We start from the raw sequence: 15,481 nt of genomic DNA on the forward strand, positions 1-15,481 counted from the left end.
CCCCACTGTGGGCACAGAGACAGTCCGTTCCCGATTCAGCCAAAAGGCCAGGTCAGGGATGATCTAGTCATCGGTGCTCACGCGAGGGCATGCCCCTGGTGACGGGCAGGAGGCAGCTAACAGGCAGCGCAAAGGGTCAGTGTAGCCACTAGGCCCACTGATGTCCAGTCCCGGTTTCTTGAGACCATCGTTGTTCTCAACACCTGCGGCAAGCCACGCCCTCAATGCACATCGATACTGCCCTCTTCGCCACCGATCCATGCCTCGGATCCGGATCGTTGTGACGACGCGTCCTGAGAATTGCGCGCTGCGTGCGGTTCGTCAAGGCCCCCCATGCCCTAAGCAAGTGCCGCGATCGTCACGTGCAACCTGTCTTGCAGCCCGTCCTGCAGCCCGTCACGGGCTCGGCCGGAGGCACAACGAAGATCACCATACTCGTCGCCACCGACAGTGCAAGGCAGCCGCCACCTGCCCCCCGGAACGCCGAAGAGCGACCACCCAGTTGGGTGATCGCTCCTCAGTGCGTCAGCGTTACAGGTCCACCAGTAGTCCTGTATCAGCTCGCGAGGGGCCCTCAGCGGGCCCGTGGGACTACTTGACCTCGACGGAGGCGCCGGCGCCCTTGAGGGACTCGGCAGCCTTCTCAGCGGCCTCCTTGGCGACCTTCTCGAGAACGGGCTTCGGGGCGCCGTCCACGAGGTCCTTGGCCTCCTTCAGACCCAGGGAGGTCAGCTCACGCACGACCTTGATGACCTGGATCTTCTTCTCGCCGGCACCCGTGAGGATGACGTCGAACTCGTCCTGCTCCTCGACGGCCTCGACGGCGGCGGGGCCGGCCGGACCGGCAACGGCGACCGCGGCGGCGGCGGTGACGTCGAACTTGTCCTCGAACGCCTTCACGAACTCGGAGAGCTCGATGAGGGTCATGTCCTCGAACTGCGCGAGCAGGTCTTCCTGGCTGAGCTTCGCCATGAGGGGCGATCCTTCCACTTATTCGGCTGGTGCCGGATGTACATGTGAGGCGGGCGTACTTTCGGCCCGCTGCGACCACTGCCTAGGCGGAACTGCTCAGGCGGCGGTCAATGCGCGAGCCGAATTACTCGGCACCGCCCTGCTCGGCCTGCTTGGCACGAAGAGCGTCCACGGTGCGGACGAGCTTCGAGGGGAGCGCCTGGAAGAGCTGGGCAGCCTGAGTCTGCTTGCCCTTGAAGGCACCCGCCAGCTTGGCGAGCAGAACCTCGCGGGACTCGAGGTCCGCAAGCTTCTTGATCTCGTCGGCGGACAGCGCCTTGCCGTCAAGGACACCGCCCTTGATGACGAGGTTGGGGTTGTCCTTGGCGAAGTCACGAAGACCCTTCGCGGACACCACCGGGTCACCGGTGATGAACGCGACCGCCGTCGGACCGTTGAACAGGTCGTCGAGCGTGGAGATCCCGGCCTCGTTGGCCGCAATCTTGGTCAGCGTGTTCTTCACCACGGCGTACTGGGCGTCTTCACCGAGCGAACGACGCAGCGTCTTGAGCTGCGCCACGGTGAGACCCCGGTACTCGGTCAGCACAGCGGCGTTCGAGCTGCGGAACTGGTCCGCGAGCTCGGCTACCGCGGCAGCCTTGTCGGGCCTTGCCATAGAGCGTCGGCCTCCTTCCGGGTGATGAGGACCGCTCAGAAGGGGCTGGGCAAAACGAAACGCCCCGGCGCAGGCGCACGGGGCGTAGCTCGACCGGTACGTCCGCAAGCTGGGCAAGCGAACTCCGGGAGCACATCCACGGTCACCTACGCGGGTCGTCCGCAGTTTCAGCGGATCCTTCGGCCGCCCTGCCCTCTTGCGAGCACAAGGCAACGACCAGCGGTCTTTGGCTTCTGGGGAACAGTACGTGACGGGGTCGCTGTCAAGCAAATCCGCTCGACAGCGCCTCGTCCCGGCACTCGACGGCGCCTCGGCTCAGCGCCCCACGGCGCCTCGTCTCAGCGACGGTTCAGTGCCGGATCAGCCCTTCTGGGCGTCCTTCATCATCTGCGCGAGGTCGACGGTGTCCTTGGCGGGCGGGGCCTTCACCGTCACCGGCTTGTTGTAGTCGAGGAAGACCATGGTCATGTCGAGCGGGCCCTTGTCGGAGGCGGCACGCACCCGGACCTGCTTGGTGTGGTCGTCCGGCCCGATCCACATGTCCATCGTGAGCTTGTCGGCGCCCAGCTCCTCGTACTGCTTCAGGCTCTTCTCGCGCTTGTCCCGCGCCGCCTTGTCCTTCTTCTTGAGCTCGGCGCGGAGTTCGTCGAGGGTGACCGTGCCGTTGTAGTGGGTGGTCTGCACGCCGTCGATCTTCTCGGTGCCGACCTTCTTCACGTCCTTGGAGCCGGTCAGGTAGGTGGACTCCTGGGACGGGTCCTGCTCGGCCTGGTCGGAGAGCTTGCTCGCGTCGATGCCCGGGGAGCCTTCGGCGCCCTTGGCCATCCCGGAGATGTCGAACTTCATCCATCTCTTGCCGTCCATCTCCTTGGCGGCGGCCGCACCCCCGCCCAGGTACATCGCCCCGTCGACGACCCGGATCTCCATCTTGCCGTCGGCGCCCTGGTCCAGAGCGGTCATCTTCATGCTCATGGCCAGCGGCTTCATGCTCATCGACGCCTGGGCCTCGACGCGGCCCGACTCCGGGACCTTGCCGGTCATCCGGTAGCTGAGCGAGGTGATGGCCTCGCTGTTCTTCGCCGCCTTGGCCACGGCCGCCGCGGGCGTCATCTTCGGCGACTCGTCGCCCTTCCCGCAGGCGACGGCGCCCCCTCCGAGGACCAGGGCCGCGAGCGCGGCCCCCGCCGCTCCGTGCCGTATGGAGTTACGCACAGAAAACATCAGGATCCCCCCCAGGGAACACATGAGCGATACACAGACTTCGCCCCGCAGCGTAGCCCAGGGAGGTTCCAGCGGTCTCGTGAATTCTTTTGAGTTTCTTGGTACTCGAGTTACTTGGTACTTGATCTTCTTGGTACCTGGGCTTCTTGGTACCTGGACCTCTGGTCGTCCGGAGCCTCAGCTCGAGGTGCCTGAACCGCTCGACGTGTCGCTGCTGCCCGGCGTCAGGCCCTGTGTCTTCAGCAGGTCCTTGAAGTCGGTCGTGTCGCCCGCCGGGGGCGCCACGGCGGCGACCTTCACTCCGTAGTCGCTGTAGTACGTCGTGGAGGACATCGTGCCGCTCGACATCTCGCCCTTGGAGACCGCCTTGACGAGCAGGTCCTTGCCGTTGACCCAGATGTCGACGTCCTCCGTCGTGATGCCGGCCTGGGTGAACTGCTTCTTGAGGGAGGCGAGTTGGCTCGCGGTGAGGTGGGAGCTCTTGGCCGCGAGGTCCGAGACGTTCACCGTGCCCGAGTAGTGCGTGGTCTTCTCGCCGCGGACCGTCTCCTCGCCGACCTTCTTCACATCGCCGGAGGCCAGCAGGAGCTTCACCGACTGGTTCGGCGAGCTGTTCTGCATCTGGTCCTTCAGGAACGCGCCGGAGCCGCCCGCGATCTTCGCCAGGTCGTCGTACGCGTACCTGATCCAGTGCTTGCCGCCCGTGTGCTCGGCGAACGCCTCGCCCATCTTGGCGTAGTAGGCGTCCGACAGATAGCGGGCCTGCATGGAGGTGCTGCCCGTCTTGCGCATCGCCTCGGCCATCGTGCCGCCGGTGTACGTGATCGTCATGTCACCGGTGAGGCCGTCGCCCCAGCCCATGGAGCCGTCCGACTTCATGGACATCAGCGTGCCCAGGCTCGTCGTGGACTCGATCCTGGCGGTGTCGGCGCCGTCGGTGGACTTCTCGGCCGACTGCAGGGCCGCTATGGGGCTGACGTGAGTCGTGCCCTGGGCCGCCTTGTCGTCCTTGCCGGAGCCCCCGGAGGATCCCGAGGAACAGGCCGCCGCTCCCGCCAGCGCGCTCACCAACGCGATCGAAAGGGTCACTCGGCGCACGTGCGTGCTCTTCATTCGTCCCACCCCTATGCGAATCCTGAGAGCTGCACGCTAACGCAGCCCACTGACACACGTATCCGGGAATGAGGACGGGCCCCGCACCTCGAAAGGTTGCGGGGCCCGTGCCAAGAACGCGTATGCGACGCGGTCACCGTGGTGAGCGGAAGGCTCAGACGGCGGCCGGGTCCTCCTCGACGAGGAGGTTGCGGGTGCGGTTCGGGTCGAGCGGAACGCCGGGGCCGACCGTGGTGCTGATCGCGGCCTTCTTGATGTAGCGACCCTTGGCGGCCGACGGCTTCAGACGAAGGATCTCGTCCAGCGCGGCGCCGTAGTTCTCCACCAGCTTCGTGTCGTCGAAGGACACCTTGCCGATGATGAAGTGGAGGTTCGAGTGCTTGTCGACACGGAACTCGATCTTGCCGCCCTTGATCTCGGTCACGGCCTTGGCCACGTCCGGGGTCACGGTGCCGGTCTTCGGGTTCGGCATCAGACCACGCGGGCCGAGGACACGGCCCAGACGGCCGACCTTGCCCATGAGGTCCGGGGTGGCGACGACGGCGTCGAAGTCCAGACGGCCCTTCGCCACCTCGTCGATGAGCTCGTCGGAGCCGACGATGTCGGCGCCCGCGGCAGTCGCGGCCTCGGCACGGTCACCGGTCGCGAAGACCAGGACCCGGGCGGTCTTACCGGTGCCGTGCGGGAGGTTCACGGTGCCACGGACCATCTGGTCGGCCTTGCGCGGGTCGACGCCCAGGCGGAAGGCGACCTCGACGGTGCCGTCGTACTTGCTCGTGGAGGTCTCCTTGGCGAGACGGACGGCCTCGAGCGGGGCGTAGAGCTTCTCCCGGTCGATCTTGGCGTCCGCAGCGCGGAGAGACTTGCTGCGCTTGCTCACTACTGCTCCTGATGTGTTCTGAGGAGTCGTGGTACGGACCGAGCAGGCCCTGCCACGTGCGGCTCGCGCCGCATGGTTCCTACGAAGGTGGGTGTCAGCCCTCGACCGTGATGCCCATGGAACGGGCGGTGCCGGCGATGATCTTCGACGCGGCGTCCAGGTCGTTGGCGTTGAGGTCGGGCATCTTCGTGGTGGCGATCTCGCGGACCTGCGCCTGGGTGATCTTGGCGACCTTGGTCTTGTGCGGCTCGCCGGAGCCCTTCTCGACACCCGCGGCCTTGAGGATCATCTTGGCGGCCGGCGGAGTCTTGGTGATGAAGGTGAAGGAGCGGTCTTCGTAGACCGTGATCTCCACCGGGATGACCCAACCGCGCTGCGACTCGGTCGCGGCGTTGTAGGCCTTGCAGAACTCCATGATGTTGACGCCGTGCTGGCCCAGCGCCGGGCCGACCGGCGGAGCCGGGTTGGCCGCGCCGGCCTGGATCTGGAGCTTGATAAGCCCCGTGACCTTCTTCTTCTTGGGAGGCATGTGCTCTCTCCGGGTCCTAGTGAGAGTTTTCAGCTTCCGCCCGGATCATCCGGATGGAGGCATACCGCACAACGATAACGGGTATCCATGCGGGGCCAAAAACCGAGCAGGTCAGACGGGCTGCGTGAGCCCGTCTGACCTGTTCGGAAGACGTACGTCCAGAAGCTGCTAGTTCTTCTGGATCTGGTCGAACGAAAGCTCGACCGGGGTCTCGCGACCGAAGATCTCCACCAGGCCCTTGACCTTCTTGGAGTCGGCGTTGATCTCGTTGATGGTCGCCTGCAGCGTGGCGAACGGGCCGTCCGTGACGGTGACCGAGTCGCCGACCTCGAAGTCCAGCACCTGGACCTCGACCTTGCGTTGCGGAACGGGCTTGCCCTCGGCCTCGGCGGCCTCGCGGGCGGCCTTCTCCTCGGCCTCCGGGGCGAGCATCTTGACGATCTCGTCCAGCGTCAGCGGGTACGGGTCGTAGGCGTTGCCCACGAAGCCGGTGACACCGGGGGTGTTGCGGACGACACCCCAGGACTCGTTCGTCAGGTCCATGCGGACCAGAACGTAGCCCGGGAGCTTGTTCTGCTTGATCGTCTTGCGCTCGCCGTTCTTGATCTGCGCGACCTCTTCCTGCGGCACCTCGGCCTGGAAGATGAAGTCCTCGACGTTCAGCGAGACGGCGCGCTGCTCGAGGTTGGTCTTCACGCGGTTCTCGTAACCGGCGTAGGTGTGGATGACGTACCACTCGCCGGGGAGCGTGCGCAGCTCCTCGCGCAGTGCGGTGACGGGGTCGACGGGTTCGGCCTCTTCTTCGGCCTCTTCCTCGTCGCCTTCCTCGGCGTCTACGGCGAGGGCCTCGTCGGGAACGTCCTCGTCCTCGACGTCCTCACCGGACTCGTCCTCGACGTGCAGGGCCGCTTCCTCGGCGGGCTCGCCGGTGGCGGCATCGGCAGCCTCGAACTCGTCCACGACGTCCGCGCCCTCGACGATGTCGAGCTCGTCGTCAACGGACTCGACCGACTCGCTGGCATCGTTCAGGTTCGGGTCAGACACGGTGGCTGCTTCTTCCTGGATACATGGGGGTGGAACGCGCGAAAGGGGCGCCGGTGACGGCGCCCTTCGCTCTCGGCTCAGCCGAAGACGTACTTGGCGGCGTGGTTGAGCCCATAGTCAATCACGGTCACCAGGCCAATCATGATGACGACGAAGACAATCACCACTGTGGTGTACGTCGTCAGCTGATTGCGAGTCGGCCAGACGACCTTGCGGAGTTCCGCGACGATCTGGCGGTAGAAAGTGGCAAGGCGCTTCAGCGGGCCCTTCTTGGCACGCTTACCGCCCTTGCGGGCCTTCTTCTGAGACTCGGGCGCCTCGGCATCAGGCATGTCGATGGAGCCCACGGCGTCCGTCACTCGTCCTCACCTGATTCCGGGTCGTGGCCGTGCCGCGCCCGGTTGAGCCGCACGGCGGTGCATTGCAGTACGTACATGCGCACACATCCTGGCGAAGGTGTGTGTAGCAGGGCCGGAGGGACTTGAACCCCCAACCGCTGGTTTTGGAGACCAGTGCTCTACCAATTGAGCTACGACCCTTTGTTTCCCCCAACGTACCGCATCCACCCGGATGCTCGGTGTGCATCGGATGAGTGCGGCCGGTGAAGGCCAACGAGGTGAGAGTGTACGTGGTCCGGGGCCGGTCGTCGAACAGAAAGTGTCCGTACGGGCTTTGTCCGCCGAAGATCGACCGGTGAGGGATCCGGATCCGGACGGTTGTTCTCTTGGTGTTCAGTCCGTGAAACCCGCGTGCCGGGGGAGTTTCCGGTCTGAAACGATGGGTGCCATGAGCCCTGCAACCCCTCCCACCGAGCGCCGGGTCTCCGCCCGAGTCGGCGCGATCTCCGAGTCCGCCACCCTCGCCGTGGACGCCAAGGCCAAGGCACTCAAGGCCGCTGGACGTCCGGTGATCGGTTTCGGCGCCGGTGAGCCCGACTTCCCGACCCCGGACTACATCGTCCAGGCCGCCATCGAGGCCTGCTCGAACCCCAAGTACCACCGCTACACGCCGGCCGGCGGGCTCCCCGAGCTGAAGGCCGCGATCGCCGCGAAGACCCTGCGCGACTCCGGCTACGAGGTGGAGGCCGCCCAGGTCCTGGTCACCAACGGTGGTAAGCAGGCCATCTACGAGGCCTTCGCCGCGATCCTCGACCCGGGCGACGAGGTCATCGTCCCGGCACCCTACTGGACGACGTACCCGGAGTCGATCCGTCTCGCCGGCGGTGTCCCGGTCGAGGTCGTCGCCGACGAGACCACCGGCTACCGCGTCTCGGTCGAGCAGCTGGAGGCCGCCCGCACCGAGAACACCAAGGTGCTGCTCTTCGTCTCCCCGTCCAACCCGACGGGCGCGGTCTACAGCCGCGAGCAGATCGAGGAGATCGGCCGCTGGGCCGCCGAGAAGGGTCTGTGGGTCCTGACGGACGAGATCTACGAGCACCTGGTCTACGGGGACGCGGAATTCCACTCCCTCCCGGTGGTCGTCCCCGAGCTCGCCGACAAGTGCATCGTCGTGAACGGCGTCGCGAAGACGTACGCCATGACGGGCTGGCGCGTGGGCTGGGTCATCGGCCCGAAGGACGTCGTCAAGGCCGCGACCAACCTCCAGTCGCACGCCACCTCGAACGTGTCCAACGTCGCCCAGGTCGCCGCTCTCGCCGCCGTCTCCGGCGATCTGACGGCCGTCGCCGAGATGCGCGAGGCCTTCGACCGCCGCCGCAAGACCATCGTGCGGATGCTCAACGAGATCGACGGCGTGCTCTGCCCCGAGCCCGAGGGCGCCTTCTACGCGTACCCCTCGGTCAAGGCCCTCGTCGGCAAGGAGATCCGCGGCAAGCGCCCCCAGGACACGGTCGAGCTGGCCGCGCTCATCCTGGAGGAGGCCGAGGTCGCGGTCGTCCCGGGTGAGGCCTTCGGCACCCCGGGGTACCTGCGCCTGTCGTACGCCCTGGGTGACGAGGATCTCGTCGAGGGCGTCAGCCGGATCCAGAAGCTCCTGGCCGAGGCACGGGACTGACGTTTTCGCGCTCCACGCGCGTGTGCGGGCCGTTTCCCCCCGGGGGGAGGCGGCCCGCTTCTTCGTGCGAGCAAGACCACTAACGAGGAAAGCGCTACCGACACGGCGGGGACGTACGGCAGGATCCTGGAATGGAGCGCGTACGTGATCTCTCTGAACTGCCGAAAGCCCATCTGCACCTGCACTTCACCGGTTCGATGCGGCCCACCACCGTGCTGGAGCTGGCCGACAAGTACGGCGTCCGGCTGCCCGAAGCCCTCACCGACGCCCTGACCAGCGGCGAACCGCCCCGGCTGCGGGCGACCGACGAGCGCGGCTGGTTCCGCTTCCAGCGGCTGTACGACGCGGCCCGGTCCTGCCTCAGAGAGCCCGAGGACATCCAGCGGCTGGTGCGCGAGGCCGCCGAGGAGGATCTGAAGGACGGCTCCGGCTGGCTGGAGATCCAGGTCGACCCGACCTCGTACGCGCCCCGGCTGGGCGGGCTCATCCCGGCCCTGGAGATCATCCTGGACGCGGTGGACTCGGCCGTGCGGGAGACTGGGCTCGGGATGCGCGTCCTGGTGGCCGCGAACCGTATGAAGCACCCGCTGGACGCCCGCACCCTGGCCCGGCTCGCCGTGCGCTACGCGGACCGCGGCGTCGTCGGCTTCGGGCTCTCCAACGACGAGCGGCGGGGCATGGCGCGGGACTTCGACCGGGCCTTCGCGATCGCGCGGGACGGCGGCCTGCTGTCCGCGCCGCACGGCGGCGAGCTGACCGGCCCCACGTCGGTCCGCGACTGCCTGGACGACCTGCACGCCACCCGGATCGGGCACGGTGTGCGCGCCGCCGAGGACCCGCGGCTGCTGAAGCGGCTCGCGGACCGCGGCATCACCTGCGAGGTGTGCCCGGCGTCGAACGTCGCCCTGGGGGTCTACGAGAAGGCCGAGGACGTCCCCCTGCGCACCCTCTTCGAAGCCGGCGTCCCGATGGCCCTCGGCGCCGACGACCCCCTGCTGTTCGGCTCCCGGCTGGCCGCCCAGTACGAGCTGGCACGCCACCACCACGGCTTCACGGACGCGGAACTGGCCGAGCTGGCACGCCAGTCGGTGCGGGCCACGGCGGCCCCCAAGGACGTCAAGGAGAAGCTGCTGTCGGGCATCGACGACTGGCTGGCCGCCCCGGTCGCCTGAAGTGGGTGTACGGCGGATACGCCTGGAAGCCGATGTCCAGTTCGACGTGACGGCCGGCGGACGGCGGCAGGTGCGGGGTGAGGGAGGTGACGAGCACGTCCTGCCCCTTCGCGGCCCGCTTCCCACGCGGTCCGAACCCGGCCGCCGCCTCCAGATGCGTGGCGGCCGAGGCGAAGGTGTCGCGGGCGCCGAGGAGGAAGAGGGTCCCCGCGTGTACGGCCGGATGGATCCGGTCCCGCGCGTCGAGGCGGTCCCAGCGCTGCTCCCAGCGTGCTTCCCAGGCGGCCGCATGGGCGGCGGTGCGCTCCTCGTTCGTGCGCACGGTGAGCGGGGTGCCACCGCGCAGCCGACGGCGCAGTTCGGGCCAGGCGGAGGCACGCAGGCCCGGCGACCGGTGGGCGAGGACGAGGTCGACCGGCACCCCGGGCACGTAGTCCCTGGGGATGCTCCGCCGCAGCGGGACGTACACGATCGTGTGCCGGGAGAACGCGGCGAACGAGAAGAGCGCGGCGAGGCGGGCGAGTCCGTCGTGGTCGCCCACGAGGTAGCCCCAGCCTTCGAAGGGGTCACTGAGTGTGGTGTGCCGCAGCGGCTGACGCGGCTGGACGACCCGGTAGGCGTGGGGGCCGACGCGCGGCGTGAACTCCGTGACGCTCAGCCGCACAAGGAGCGTCGCACGGTCGTGGGGGCTTGTCTCATCGGGCCAGGGTGACCGTCACGAGGGCTCGTCCGCAACGGAGATTCCGCCCAGCAGCGTGCGGGCGATCGACAGGGCGAACTCGTCCACGGGCGGCGGCTTGCCCTCCTCGGTGGAGTCGTAGGCGAAGGCGCGCTGGGCGCAGGCGCCCAGCAGAAGCGAGGCGGCCGCGTAGGTGTCGACCCCGGCGCGGACCCGGCCCGCGTCCTGTTCGGCGCGGAGGTAGGCGTCGAGACCCCGGATGGGCATGTGGGGGCCCGACCCCATGGAGCGCATCGACTCCTCGTGCCGGCGCTTGAGCTGCGTTTCCGCGTACAAGGAGGCGGCGATCGGAAAACTCTGCTCATAGAAGAGGGCCGCCTGGCGGGCGATCTCGGTGAGGTTCTCCAGGAGGGTGCCCCGGCCCGGCTCGGCCGCGAGGCCGGCCAGCAGCGGGGTCAGCTGGGGCAGGCGTTCTTTGAGCACCTTGACGAACAGTTCCTCCTTGCTCGGGAAGTACTTGTAGAGCGCTGCCTCCGAGCAGCCCGCGGCCTTGGCGATCTCCTTGGTCGTGGCGCGGGCGAGGCCGATGGTGAGCATGAGCTCGTGCGCCGCGTCGAGGATGCGGATCCGGGCCGGTTTCTGCTGCATGGGCCCCAAGGATTCCATGGTCACCCCTGTTCGGCCTTGACGGGTGGGTGAGTGCTTACCCACTCTAGGAGCAAGCAGAGGTGAGTGAATACTCACCCACTAGATCCGTCCAGGGGGATCACGTCATGAAACTCACCGTCTTCGGGGCCACTGGCGGCATCGGCCAGGAGATCGTCCGGCAGGCGCTGGACTCCGGCCACCAGGTCACGGCCGTCGTACGGGACCCGGCGCGGCTGACCGTCACGGGTGCGGGCCTGGAGGTGTTCCGCGGGGACCTCACGGACCCGCAGGCACTGCGCCCCGCGGTCGCGGGCCGGGACGCCGTCCTCTCCGGGCTCGGCGCCCGCAGCCGCAAGGACGCCGGGATCGCCACCCGGCTGACCCGTACGGTGCTGGGCGCCATGGAGGCCGAGGGGGTGCGCCGGCTGCTGGTGGTGAGCGCGGGGCCGGTCGGTCCCGACCCCGAGGGCGCGGCGTTCGCCGACCGCGCCGCGCGGGGTCTGGTCTCGCTGATCCTTAAGGATGTCTACGCCGACCTGGCGGCCATGGAGGGCGAACTGGCCCGGAGCACGACCGACTGGACGGTCGTACGCCCGCCTCGCCTGCAGAACAAGCCGGTGACCGGCTCGTACCGGACGGTCGTCGGAGGCTTCCCGCTCAAGGGCCGGTTCATCGGGCGCGCCGACGTGGCGCACGCGATGCTGGCGATGATCAACGACCCCGGAACGGTGAAGCAGGGCGTCGGAGTCGCGTACTAGATCGGCGTCGCGTACTAGTACTGGAGCCCTGCCCAGCTAGAGCTCCACGCCCACCGTCACCGGCTCGTTGACGAGGGTGATCCCGAAGGCGTCGCGGACGCCTGCGACGACCTCGCGGGCCAGCGCGAGGAGGTCCTCGGTGGTGGCCCGGCCCCGGTTGGTGAGGGCCAGCGTGTGCTTGGTGGAGATCCGGGCGGGTCCGGAGCCGTAGCCCTTGGTGAAGCCGGACTTGTCGATCAGCCAGGCCGCGGAGGTCTTGGTGTGGCCTTCGCCCGCCGGGTACGCGGGCGGCGCGACGTCGGTGCCCAGCCGCTGCGCCACGCGCGCGTGGAACGCGGCGAACTCCTCGTCCGTGAGGATCGGGTTGGTGAAGAACGACCCGGCCGACCAGGTGTCGTGGTCCTCGGGGTCGAGCACCATGCCCTTGCCGGAGCGCAGCTTCAGGACGGTCTCGCGGGCGGCGGCGAGCGGCACCCTGTCGCCGGGCTCGACCCCGAGGGAGCGCGCCGTCTCGGCGTACTTGATCGGCGCCGACAGCCCGTCCGCGTCCTCCAGCTCGAACCTGACGCGCAGCACGACATACCGCTCGGGGTCGGCCTTGAAACGGCTGTGGCGGTACGAGAAGGCGCAGTCGGCGTTGGCCAGGGTGACCGTCTCGCGCGCCCTGCGGTCGTACGCGATCACTTCGGTGATGGTGGACGACACTTCCTGGCCGTACGCGCCCACGTTCTGGATCGGGGTCGCGCCGGCGGAGCCGGGGATCCCGGCGAGGCACTCGACGCCGGCGAGCCCGGCCTCGACGGTGCGGGCGACCGCGTCGGTCCACACCTCGCCCGCCGCCAGCTCCAGCCTCGTACCGTCGAGGGCGAAGCCCGTGGTCGCGATGCGCAGGGCGGTCCCGGCGAAGCCCTTGTCACCGATGACCAGGTTCGATCCACCGCCGATGATCAGCAGCGGCGTACCGGTGTCGTCGGCCTCTCGGACGGCGGCGATCACCTCGGCGTCGGTCGTGGCGGTGATCAGCCGGGTCGCGGGACCCCCCAGCCGGAAGGTGGTCAGCGGGGCGAGCGGGGCGTCGTGGAGTTCCTGCACGGGCTCAAGAGTACGAGAAGGGCCCCGCCGGTCGAGGCGGGGCCGCTTCCGTGTGCGCACGGGACGGACCAATCAAGGGTTTGAATCCTGGACCCTCCACCGGCGAGCGGTTGCCCTCCCACTCACCGCGATGCGGTTTCCCTTGCCTCGGCGTGAGGCGTTTCCTGTGGCTCAGCGTGAGGCGGATTCCTTTGCCTCAGCGCGAGGCGGTTTCCCTTGCCTCAGCGTGAGGCGGATTCCAGAACCGGCGCCTGGGCCAGATCCTGCCCCTGGGGCGACTCGGGAGCGACGACCCGGGTCTGAGCCGCCCGCCGCGCCGTCGGGATGAGCAGCGCCGCGACGCCCGCCAGGGCGACCACCGCCGCGCCCACCACGAGCGCGGGCCGCAGACCGTCCACGAAGGTCTGCGCGGTCCCGTAGCCGCCCTGCGCGGAGAAGATCGAGGACATCACCGCGATGCCGAGCGCGCCGCCCACCTCACGCAGCGCGTTGTTGGCACCGGAGGCGATGCCCTGCTCCTGCGGACGGACGCTGGACATGACCAGGTTGGAGGCCGGGGCGAAGTACAGGGACATTCCGATGCCGCTGACGATCAGGGCGGGCAGCTGGGCGGCGTACGAGGCGTGGGCGGCGACCACGGTGGCGTAGTACGCGAGCCCGGCGGCCTGCAGAAAGAGCCCGGTGGCGACCACGGGACGCCCGCCGACGCGGTCGGAGAGGTACCCGGCGATCGGCGCGACGAGCATCGGCATCCCGGTCCAGGGCAGCATCCGCAGGCCGGCCTGGGTGGGCGAGTAGCCGAGGACGCCCTGCATGTACTGGCTGAGCAGGAAGATCGAGCCGAACATCCCGAGGAACATCAGCAGGCTCGCGGCGTTGATCCCGGCGAAGGCACGGGAGCGGAAGAGCCGCATCGGCAGCATCGGGTTCTTGGCGCGGATGCCGTGGAAGACGAAGCCGGTGAGCAGCGCGGCGCCGGCGAGCAGACCGGTCAGGACGATCGGACTGGTCCAGCCCTCGGCCGGCCCGCGGACCAGGCCGTACACGATCCCGAACAGACCGCCGCTGACGAGCAGGGTGCCGGTGATGTCGAGCGGGGCGCCGGTGCCGTGGGACTCGGCCAGCCGCAGTCGGGCGAGGGGCAGCAGGGCGAGGCCCAGCGGAACGTTCAGCCAGAAGATCCAGTGCCAGGAGACGTGTTCGGTGAGGCTGCCGCCGATGAGGGGCCCGGAAGCGACCGCGAGTCCGTTCACGGCGCCCCAGATCCCGTACGCCATGCCGCGCTTGGCGACCGGCACCGCGGCCGTCAGCAGGGTGAGCGTGAGCGGCATCATGATCGCCGCGCCGACGCCCTGGACCGCGCGGGCGGCGATCAGCGAGTCGAGGCCGGGCGCCATGGCGGCGGCCGCCGAGGCGCCGGTGAAGACGGAGAGACCGACGAGGAAGAGCCGACGACGGCCGAACCGGTCGCCGAGCGCCGCACCGAACATCAGCAGGACGGCGAAGGTGAGCGTGTAGGCGCTCACGGTCCATTCCAGGTCGTCCAGCGCTCCGCCGAGATCCTTGCGGATGGAGGGCAGTGCGGTGGTGACGACGAGATTGTCGAGAGCCGCCATGAATCCGGCGACGCTGGTGATGATGAGGGCCCAGGTGGCTCCCCCGCGACGTGCGGTCTGCTGTGACATCGCTCCCCCTAAGGGCGTTCGTCCCTATGGTTAGTTATTGATGACTAACTTTGACGGGCAGAAAAGGGCGCCGACACCCGTTCCCCCGCCTTACCTACCTACTTCTCCAGCCGACCCTTGACCCGCGCCGACGGATACATCCCTTCCCAGACCTTGTGCTCGGGCGGAAAACCCATGGCCACCAGGCAGTTGACGAGCATGCCGTACGCCATGAAGGTCGTCGTGTCGTTCGGCTCGGCACCGAGCGGCAGATGCACCGTCTCCCACAGCCGCATCCAGTCGGCCCGTACGACCTCGCCGAGCTCACGATCGCCGGCCCGCTCCGCGGCCGCGGTCGCGACGTACATCTGCATCTGCATCAGCAGCTGCTCGGGGTGCTCCGCGATCGCCTTGGTGTACGCGTTCGCCATGGAATGCAGGGCATCCTCGCCCTCCAGGCCCTTCGCGGCCTCCCCGAAGGTGCGGATGGTGTCCTCCATGCAACGGCGCGCCGCCGCGAGGAAGATCGCCCGCTTGCCGGGGAAGAGCCGGAAGAGATACGGCTGCGAGACACCCACGCGCTTGGCGATCGCCTCGGTGGAGGTGCCGTAGTACCCACCCCGGGCGAACTCCTCGATCGCCGCGCGGATGACGCTCTCGCGCCTCTCGTCTGCGCTCATCCTGACCATGCGACTAAGTTAGTGCCCAATCACTAACTAAGTCAAGCGGTAGTCGGGAGCCACTTCGGGTGACACGCACGACCGGCACCCGCACACGCACGGAAGGGGCCGTGGCGGTACGTCGCAAGCCCGTCGCTTACGTTCGGATCGAGCGGATCGAGCGGATCGAGCAGCGGTTCCCTTGCCCGGCCCACGTCTGATCCGGCGACGGGCTCCACGTACCTGCTCGACGTACCGGCACGGCCCCGACCCACCCACCGGCGGACAGCCGGACCCCAGACGACGGACAACCGGACCAGGGACGGACGAACCGGGTACGGCCAGGCGCGACCAGACGCGACCAGACACACGTAAGGGGCGC

16 protein-coding genes and 1 tRNA gene are annotated in these 15,481 nt (G+C 68.4%); 3 read left to right on the forward strand and 14 right to left on the reverse strand.

The window, feature by feature from the left end; all coding sequences use genetic code 11:
- Positions 1-591: 591 nt before the first annotated feature.
- The 9 genes from rplL to ACIRA5_RS13265 all read right to left on the reverse strand — a co-directional run bounded on the left by rplL (position 592) and on the right by ACIRA5_RS13265 (position 6,953).
- Positions 592-972: a 50S ribosomal protein L7/L12 gene (gene rplL / locus ACIRA5_RS13225; RefSeq protein ID WP_351302485.1), complete on the reverse strand. Its 381-nt coding sequence runs from the start codon at positions 970-972 to the stop codon at positions 592-594.
- 124 nt (positions 973-1,096) lie between these two features.
- A complete protein-coding gene (gene rplJ / locus ACIRA5_RS13230; RefSeq protein ID WP_060901499.1) occupies positions 1,097-1,627 on the reverse strand; it encodes a 50S ribosomal protein L10 in 531 nt (176 codons plus the stop codon).
- Between the two features lie 360 nt (positions 1,628-1,987).
- Positions 1,988-2,839: a DUF1396 domain-containing protein gene (locus ACIRA5_RS13235; protein ID WP_403690712.1), complete on the reverse strand. Its 852-nt coding sequence runs from the start codon at positions 2,837-2,839 to the stop codon at positions 1,988-1,990.
- Between the two features lie 186 nt (positions 2,840-3,025).
- Complete coding sequence (locus tag ACIRA5_RS13240; protein WP_403690336.1) at positions 3,026-3,961, reverse strand: hypothetical protein; 936 nt, start codon at positions 3,959-3,961, stop codon at positions 3,026-3,028.
- A 154-nt stretch (positions 3,962-4,115) separates the two neighbouring features.
- On the reverse strand, positions 4,116-4,841 hold the full coding sequence (gene rplA, locus ACIRA5_RS13245; protein WP_403690338.1) for a 50S ribosomal protein L1: 726 nt from the start codon (positions 4,839-4,841) through the stop codon (positions 4,116-4,118).
- Between the two features lie 94 nt (positions 4,842-4,935).
- Positions 4,936-5,370: a 50S ribosomal protein L11 gene (gene rplK, locus ACIRA5_RS13250; RefSeq protein ID WP_030359033.1), complete on the reverse strand. Its 435-nt coding sequence runs from the start codon at positions 5,368-5,370 to the stop codon at positions 4,936-4,938.
- Positions 5,371-5,538: 168 nt separating this feature from the next.
- Positions 5,539-6,414, reverse strand: a complete 876-nt coding sequence (nusG, locus tag ACIRA5_RS13255; RefSeq protein WP_403690341.1) for a transcription termination/antitermination protein NusG — start codon at positions 6,412-6,414, stop codon at positions 5,539-5,541.
- A gap of 77 nt (positions 6,415-6,491) precedes the next feature.
- Entirely contained in the window at positions 6,492-6,773 is a 282-nt protein-coding gene (gene secE / locus ACIRA5_RS13260; RefSeq protein ID WP_067367170.1) for a preprotein translocase subunit SecE, read from the reverse strand.
- Between the two features lie 107 nt (positions 6,774-6,880).
- Positions 6,881-6,953, reverse strand: a tRNA-Trp gene (locus ACIRA5_RS13265).
- A 247-nt stretch (positions 6,954-7,200) separates the two neighbouring features.
- Here ACIRA5_RS13265 and ACIRA5_RS13270 point away from each other — a divergent pair.
- Together ACIRA5_RS13270 and ACIRA5_RS13275 are read left to right on the forward strand one after the other, a co-directional pair.
- Positions 7,201-8,427, forward strand: coding sequence for a pyridoxal phosphate-dependent aminotransferase (locus ACIRA5_RS13270; RefSeq protein ID WP_099921157.1), 1,227 nt, complete (start codon positions 7,201-7,203; stop codon positions 8,425-8,427).
- 131 nt (positions 8,428-8,558) lie between these two features.
- Complete coding sequence (locus ACIRA5_RS13275) at positions 8,559-9,599, forward strand: adenosine deaminase (RefSeq protein ID WP_403690344.1); 1,041 nt, start codon at positions 8,559-8,561, stop codon at positions 9,597-9,599.
- Here ACIRA5_RS13275 and ACIRA5_RS13280 read toward each other — a convergent pair.
- Both ACIRA5_RS13280 and ACIRA5_RS13285 read right to left on the reverse strand, forming a co-directional pair.
- Positions 9,544-10,263, reverse strand: a complete 720-nt coding sequence (locus ACIRA5_RS13280; protein WP_403690346.1) for a hypothetical protein — start codon at positions 10,261-10,263, stop codon at positions 9,544-9,546. The genes ACIRA5_RS13275 and ACIRA5_RS13280 overlap by 56 nt on opposite strands.
- A 51-nt stretch (positions 10,264-10,314) precedes the next feature.
- Entirely contained in the window at positions 10,315-10,926 is a 612-nt protein-coding gene (locus ACIRA5_RS13285) for a helix-turn-helix domain-containing protein (protein WP_352046402.1), read from the reverse strand.
- Positions 10,927-11,051: 125 nt separating this feature from the next.
- On the opposite strand from ACIRA5_RS13285, the gene ACIRA5_RS13290 reads away from it, so the two are divergent.
- The gene (locus ACIRA5_RS13290; RefSeq protein ID WP_403690349.1) at positions 11,052-11,684 is read left to right on the forward strand and encodes an NAD(P)-dependent oxidoreductase; all 633 of its coding nucleotides are present in this window, start codon (positions 11,052-11,054) and stop codon (positions 11,682-11,684) included.
- Positions 11,685-11,720: 36 nt separating this feature from the next.
- Here ACIRA5_RS13290 and ACIRA5_RS13295 read toward each other — a convergent pair whose 3' ends face one another.
- The 3 genes from ACIRA5_RS13295 to ACIRA5_RS13305 all read right to left on the reverse strand — a co-directional run bounded on the left by ACIRA5_RS13295 (position 11,721) and on the right by ACIRA5_RS13305 (position 15,129).
- On the reverse strand, positions 11,721-12,776 hold the full coding sequence (locus ACIRA5_RS13295) for a UDP-N-acetylmuramate dehydrogenase (protein ID WP_403690351.1): 1,056 nt from the start codon (positions 12,774-12,776) through the stop codon (positions 11,721-11,723).
- A 221-nt stretch (positions 12,777-12,997) separates the two neighbouring features.
- Complete coding sequence (locus ACIRA5_RS13300) at positions 12,998-14,461, reverse strand: DHA2 family efflux MFS transporter permease subunit (RefSeq protein WP_403690354.1); 1,464 nt, start codon at positions 14,459-14,461, stop codon at positions 12,998-13,000.
- Between the two features lie 98 nt (positions 14,462-14,559).
- Positions 14,560-15,129, reverse strand: coding sequence for a TetR/AcrR family transcriptional regulator (locus tag ACIRA5_RS13305; protein ID WP_403690356.1), 570 nt, complete (start codon positions 15,127-15,129; stop codon positions 14,560-14,562).
- Between the last annotated feature and the right edge of the window lie 352 nt (positions 15,130-15,481).

Source organism: Streptomyces sp. NPDC096311, assembly GCF_044763085.1.
In the GTDB taxonomy this organism is placed as follows: Bacteria; Actinomycetota; Actinomycetes; order Streptomycetales; family Streptomycetaceae; genus Streptomyces.

Coding starts and splice junctions, on each gene's coding strand:
- rplL (WP_351302485.1), bottom strand. CDS start 972: ATGGCGAAGCTCAGCCAGGAAGACCTGCTCGCGCAGTTCGAGGACATG.
- rplJ (WP_060901499.1), bottom strand. CDS start 1,627: ATGGCAAGGCCCGACAAGGCTGCCGCGGTAGCCGAGCTCGCGGACCAG.
- ACIRA5_RS13240 (WP_403690336.1), bottom strand. CDS start 3,961: ATGAAGAGCACGCACGTGCGCCGAGTGACCCTTTCGATCGCGTTGGTG.
- rplK (WP_030359033.1), bottom strand. CDS start 5,370: ATGCCTCCCAAGAAGAAGAAGGTCACGGGGCTTATCAAGCTCCAGATC.
- ACIRA5_RS13270 (WP_099921157.1), top strand. CDS start 7,201: ATGAGCCCTGCAACCCCTCCCACCGAGCGCCGGGTCTCCGCCCGAGTC.
- ACIRA5_RS13275 (WP_403690344.1), top strand. CDS start 8,559: ATGGAGCGCGTACGTGATCTCTCTGAACTGCCGAAAGCCCATCTGCAC.
- ACIRA5_RS13285 (WP_352046402.1), bottom strand. CDS start 10,926: ATGCAGCAGAAACCGGCCCGGATCCGCATCCTCGACGCGGCGCACGAG.
- ACIRA5_RS13290 (WP_403690349.1), top strand. CDS start 11,052: ATGAAACTCACCGTCTTCGGGGCCACTGGCGGCATCGGCCAGGAGATC.
- ACIRA5_RS13300 (WP_403690354.1), bottom strand. CDS start 14,461: ATGTCACAGCAGACCGCACGTCGCGGGGGAGCCACCTGGGCCCTCATC.
- ACIRA5_RS13305 (WP_403690356.1), bottom strand. CDS start 15,129: ATGGTCAGGATGAGCGCAGACGAGAGGCGCGAGAGCGTCATCCGCGCG.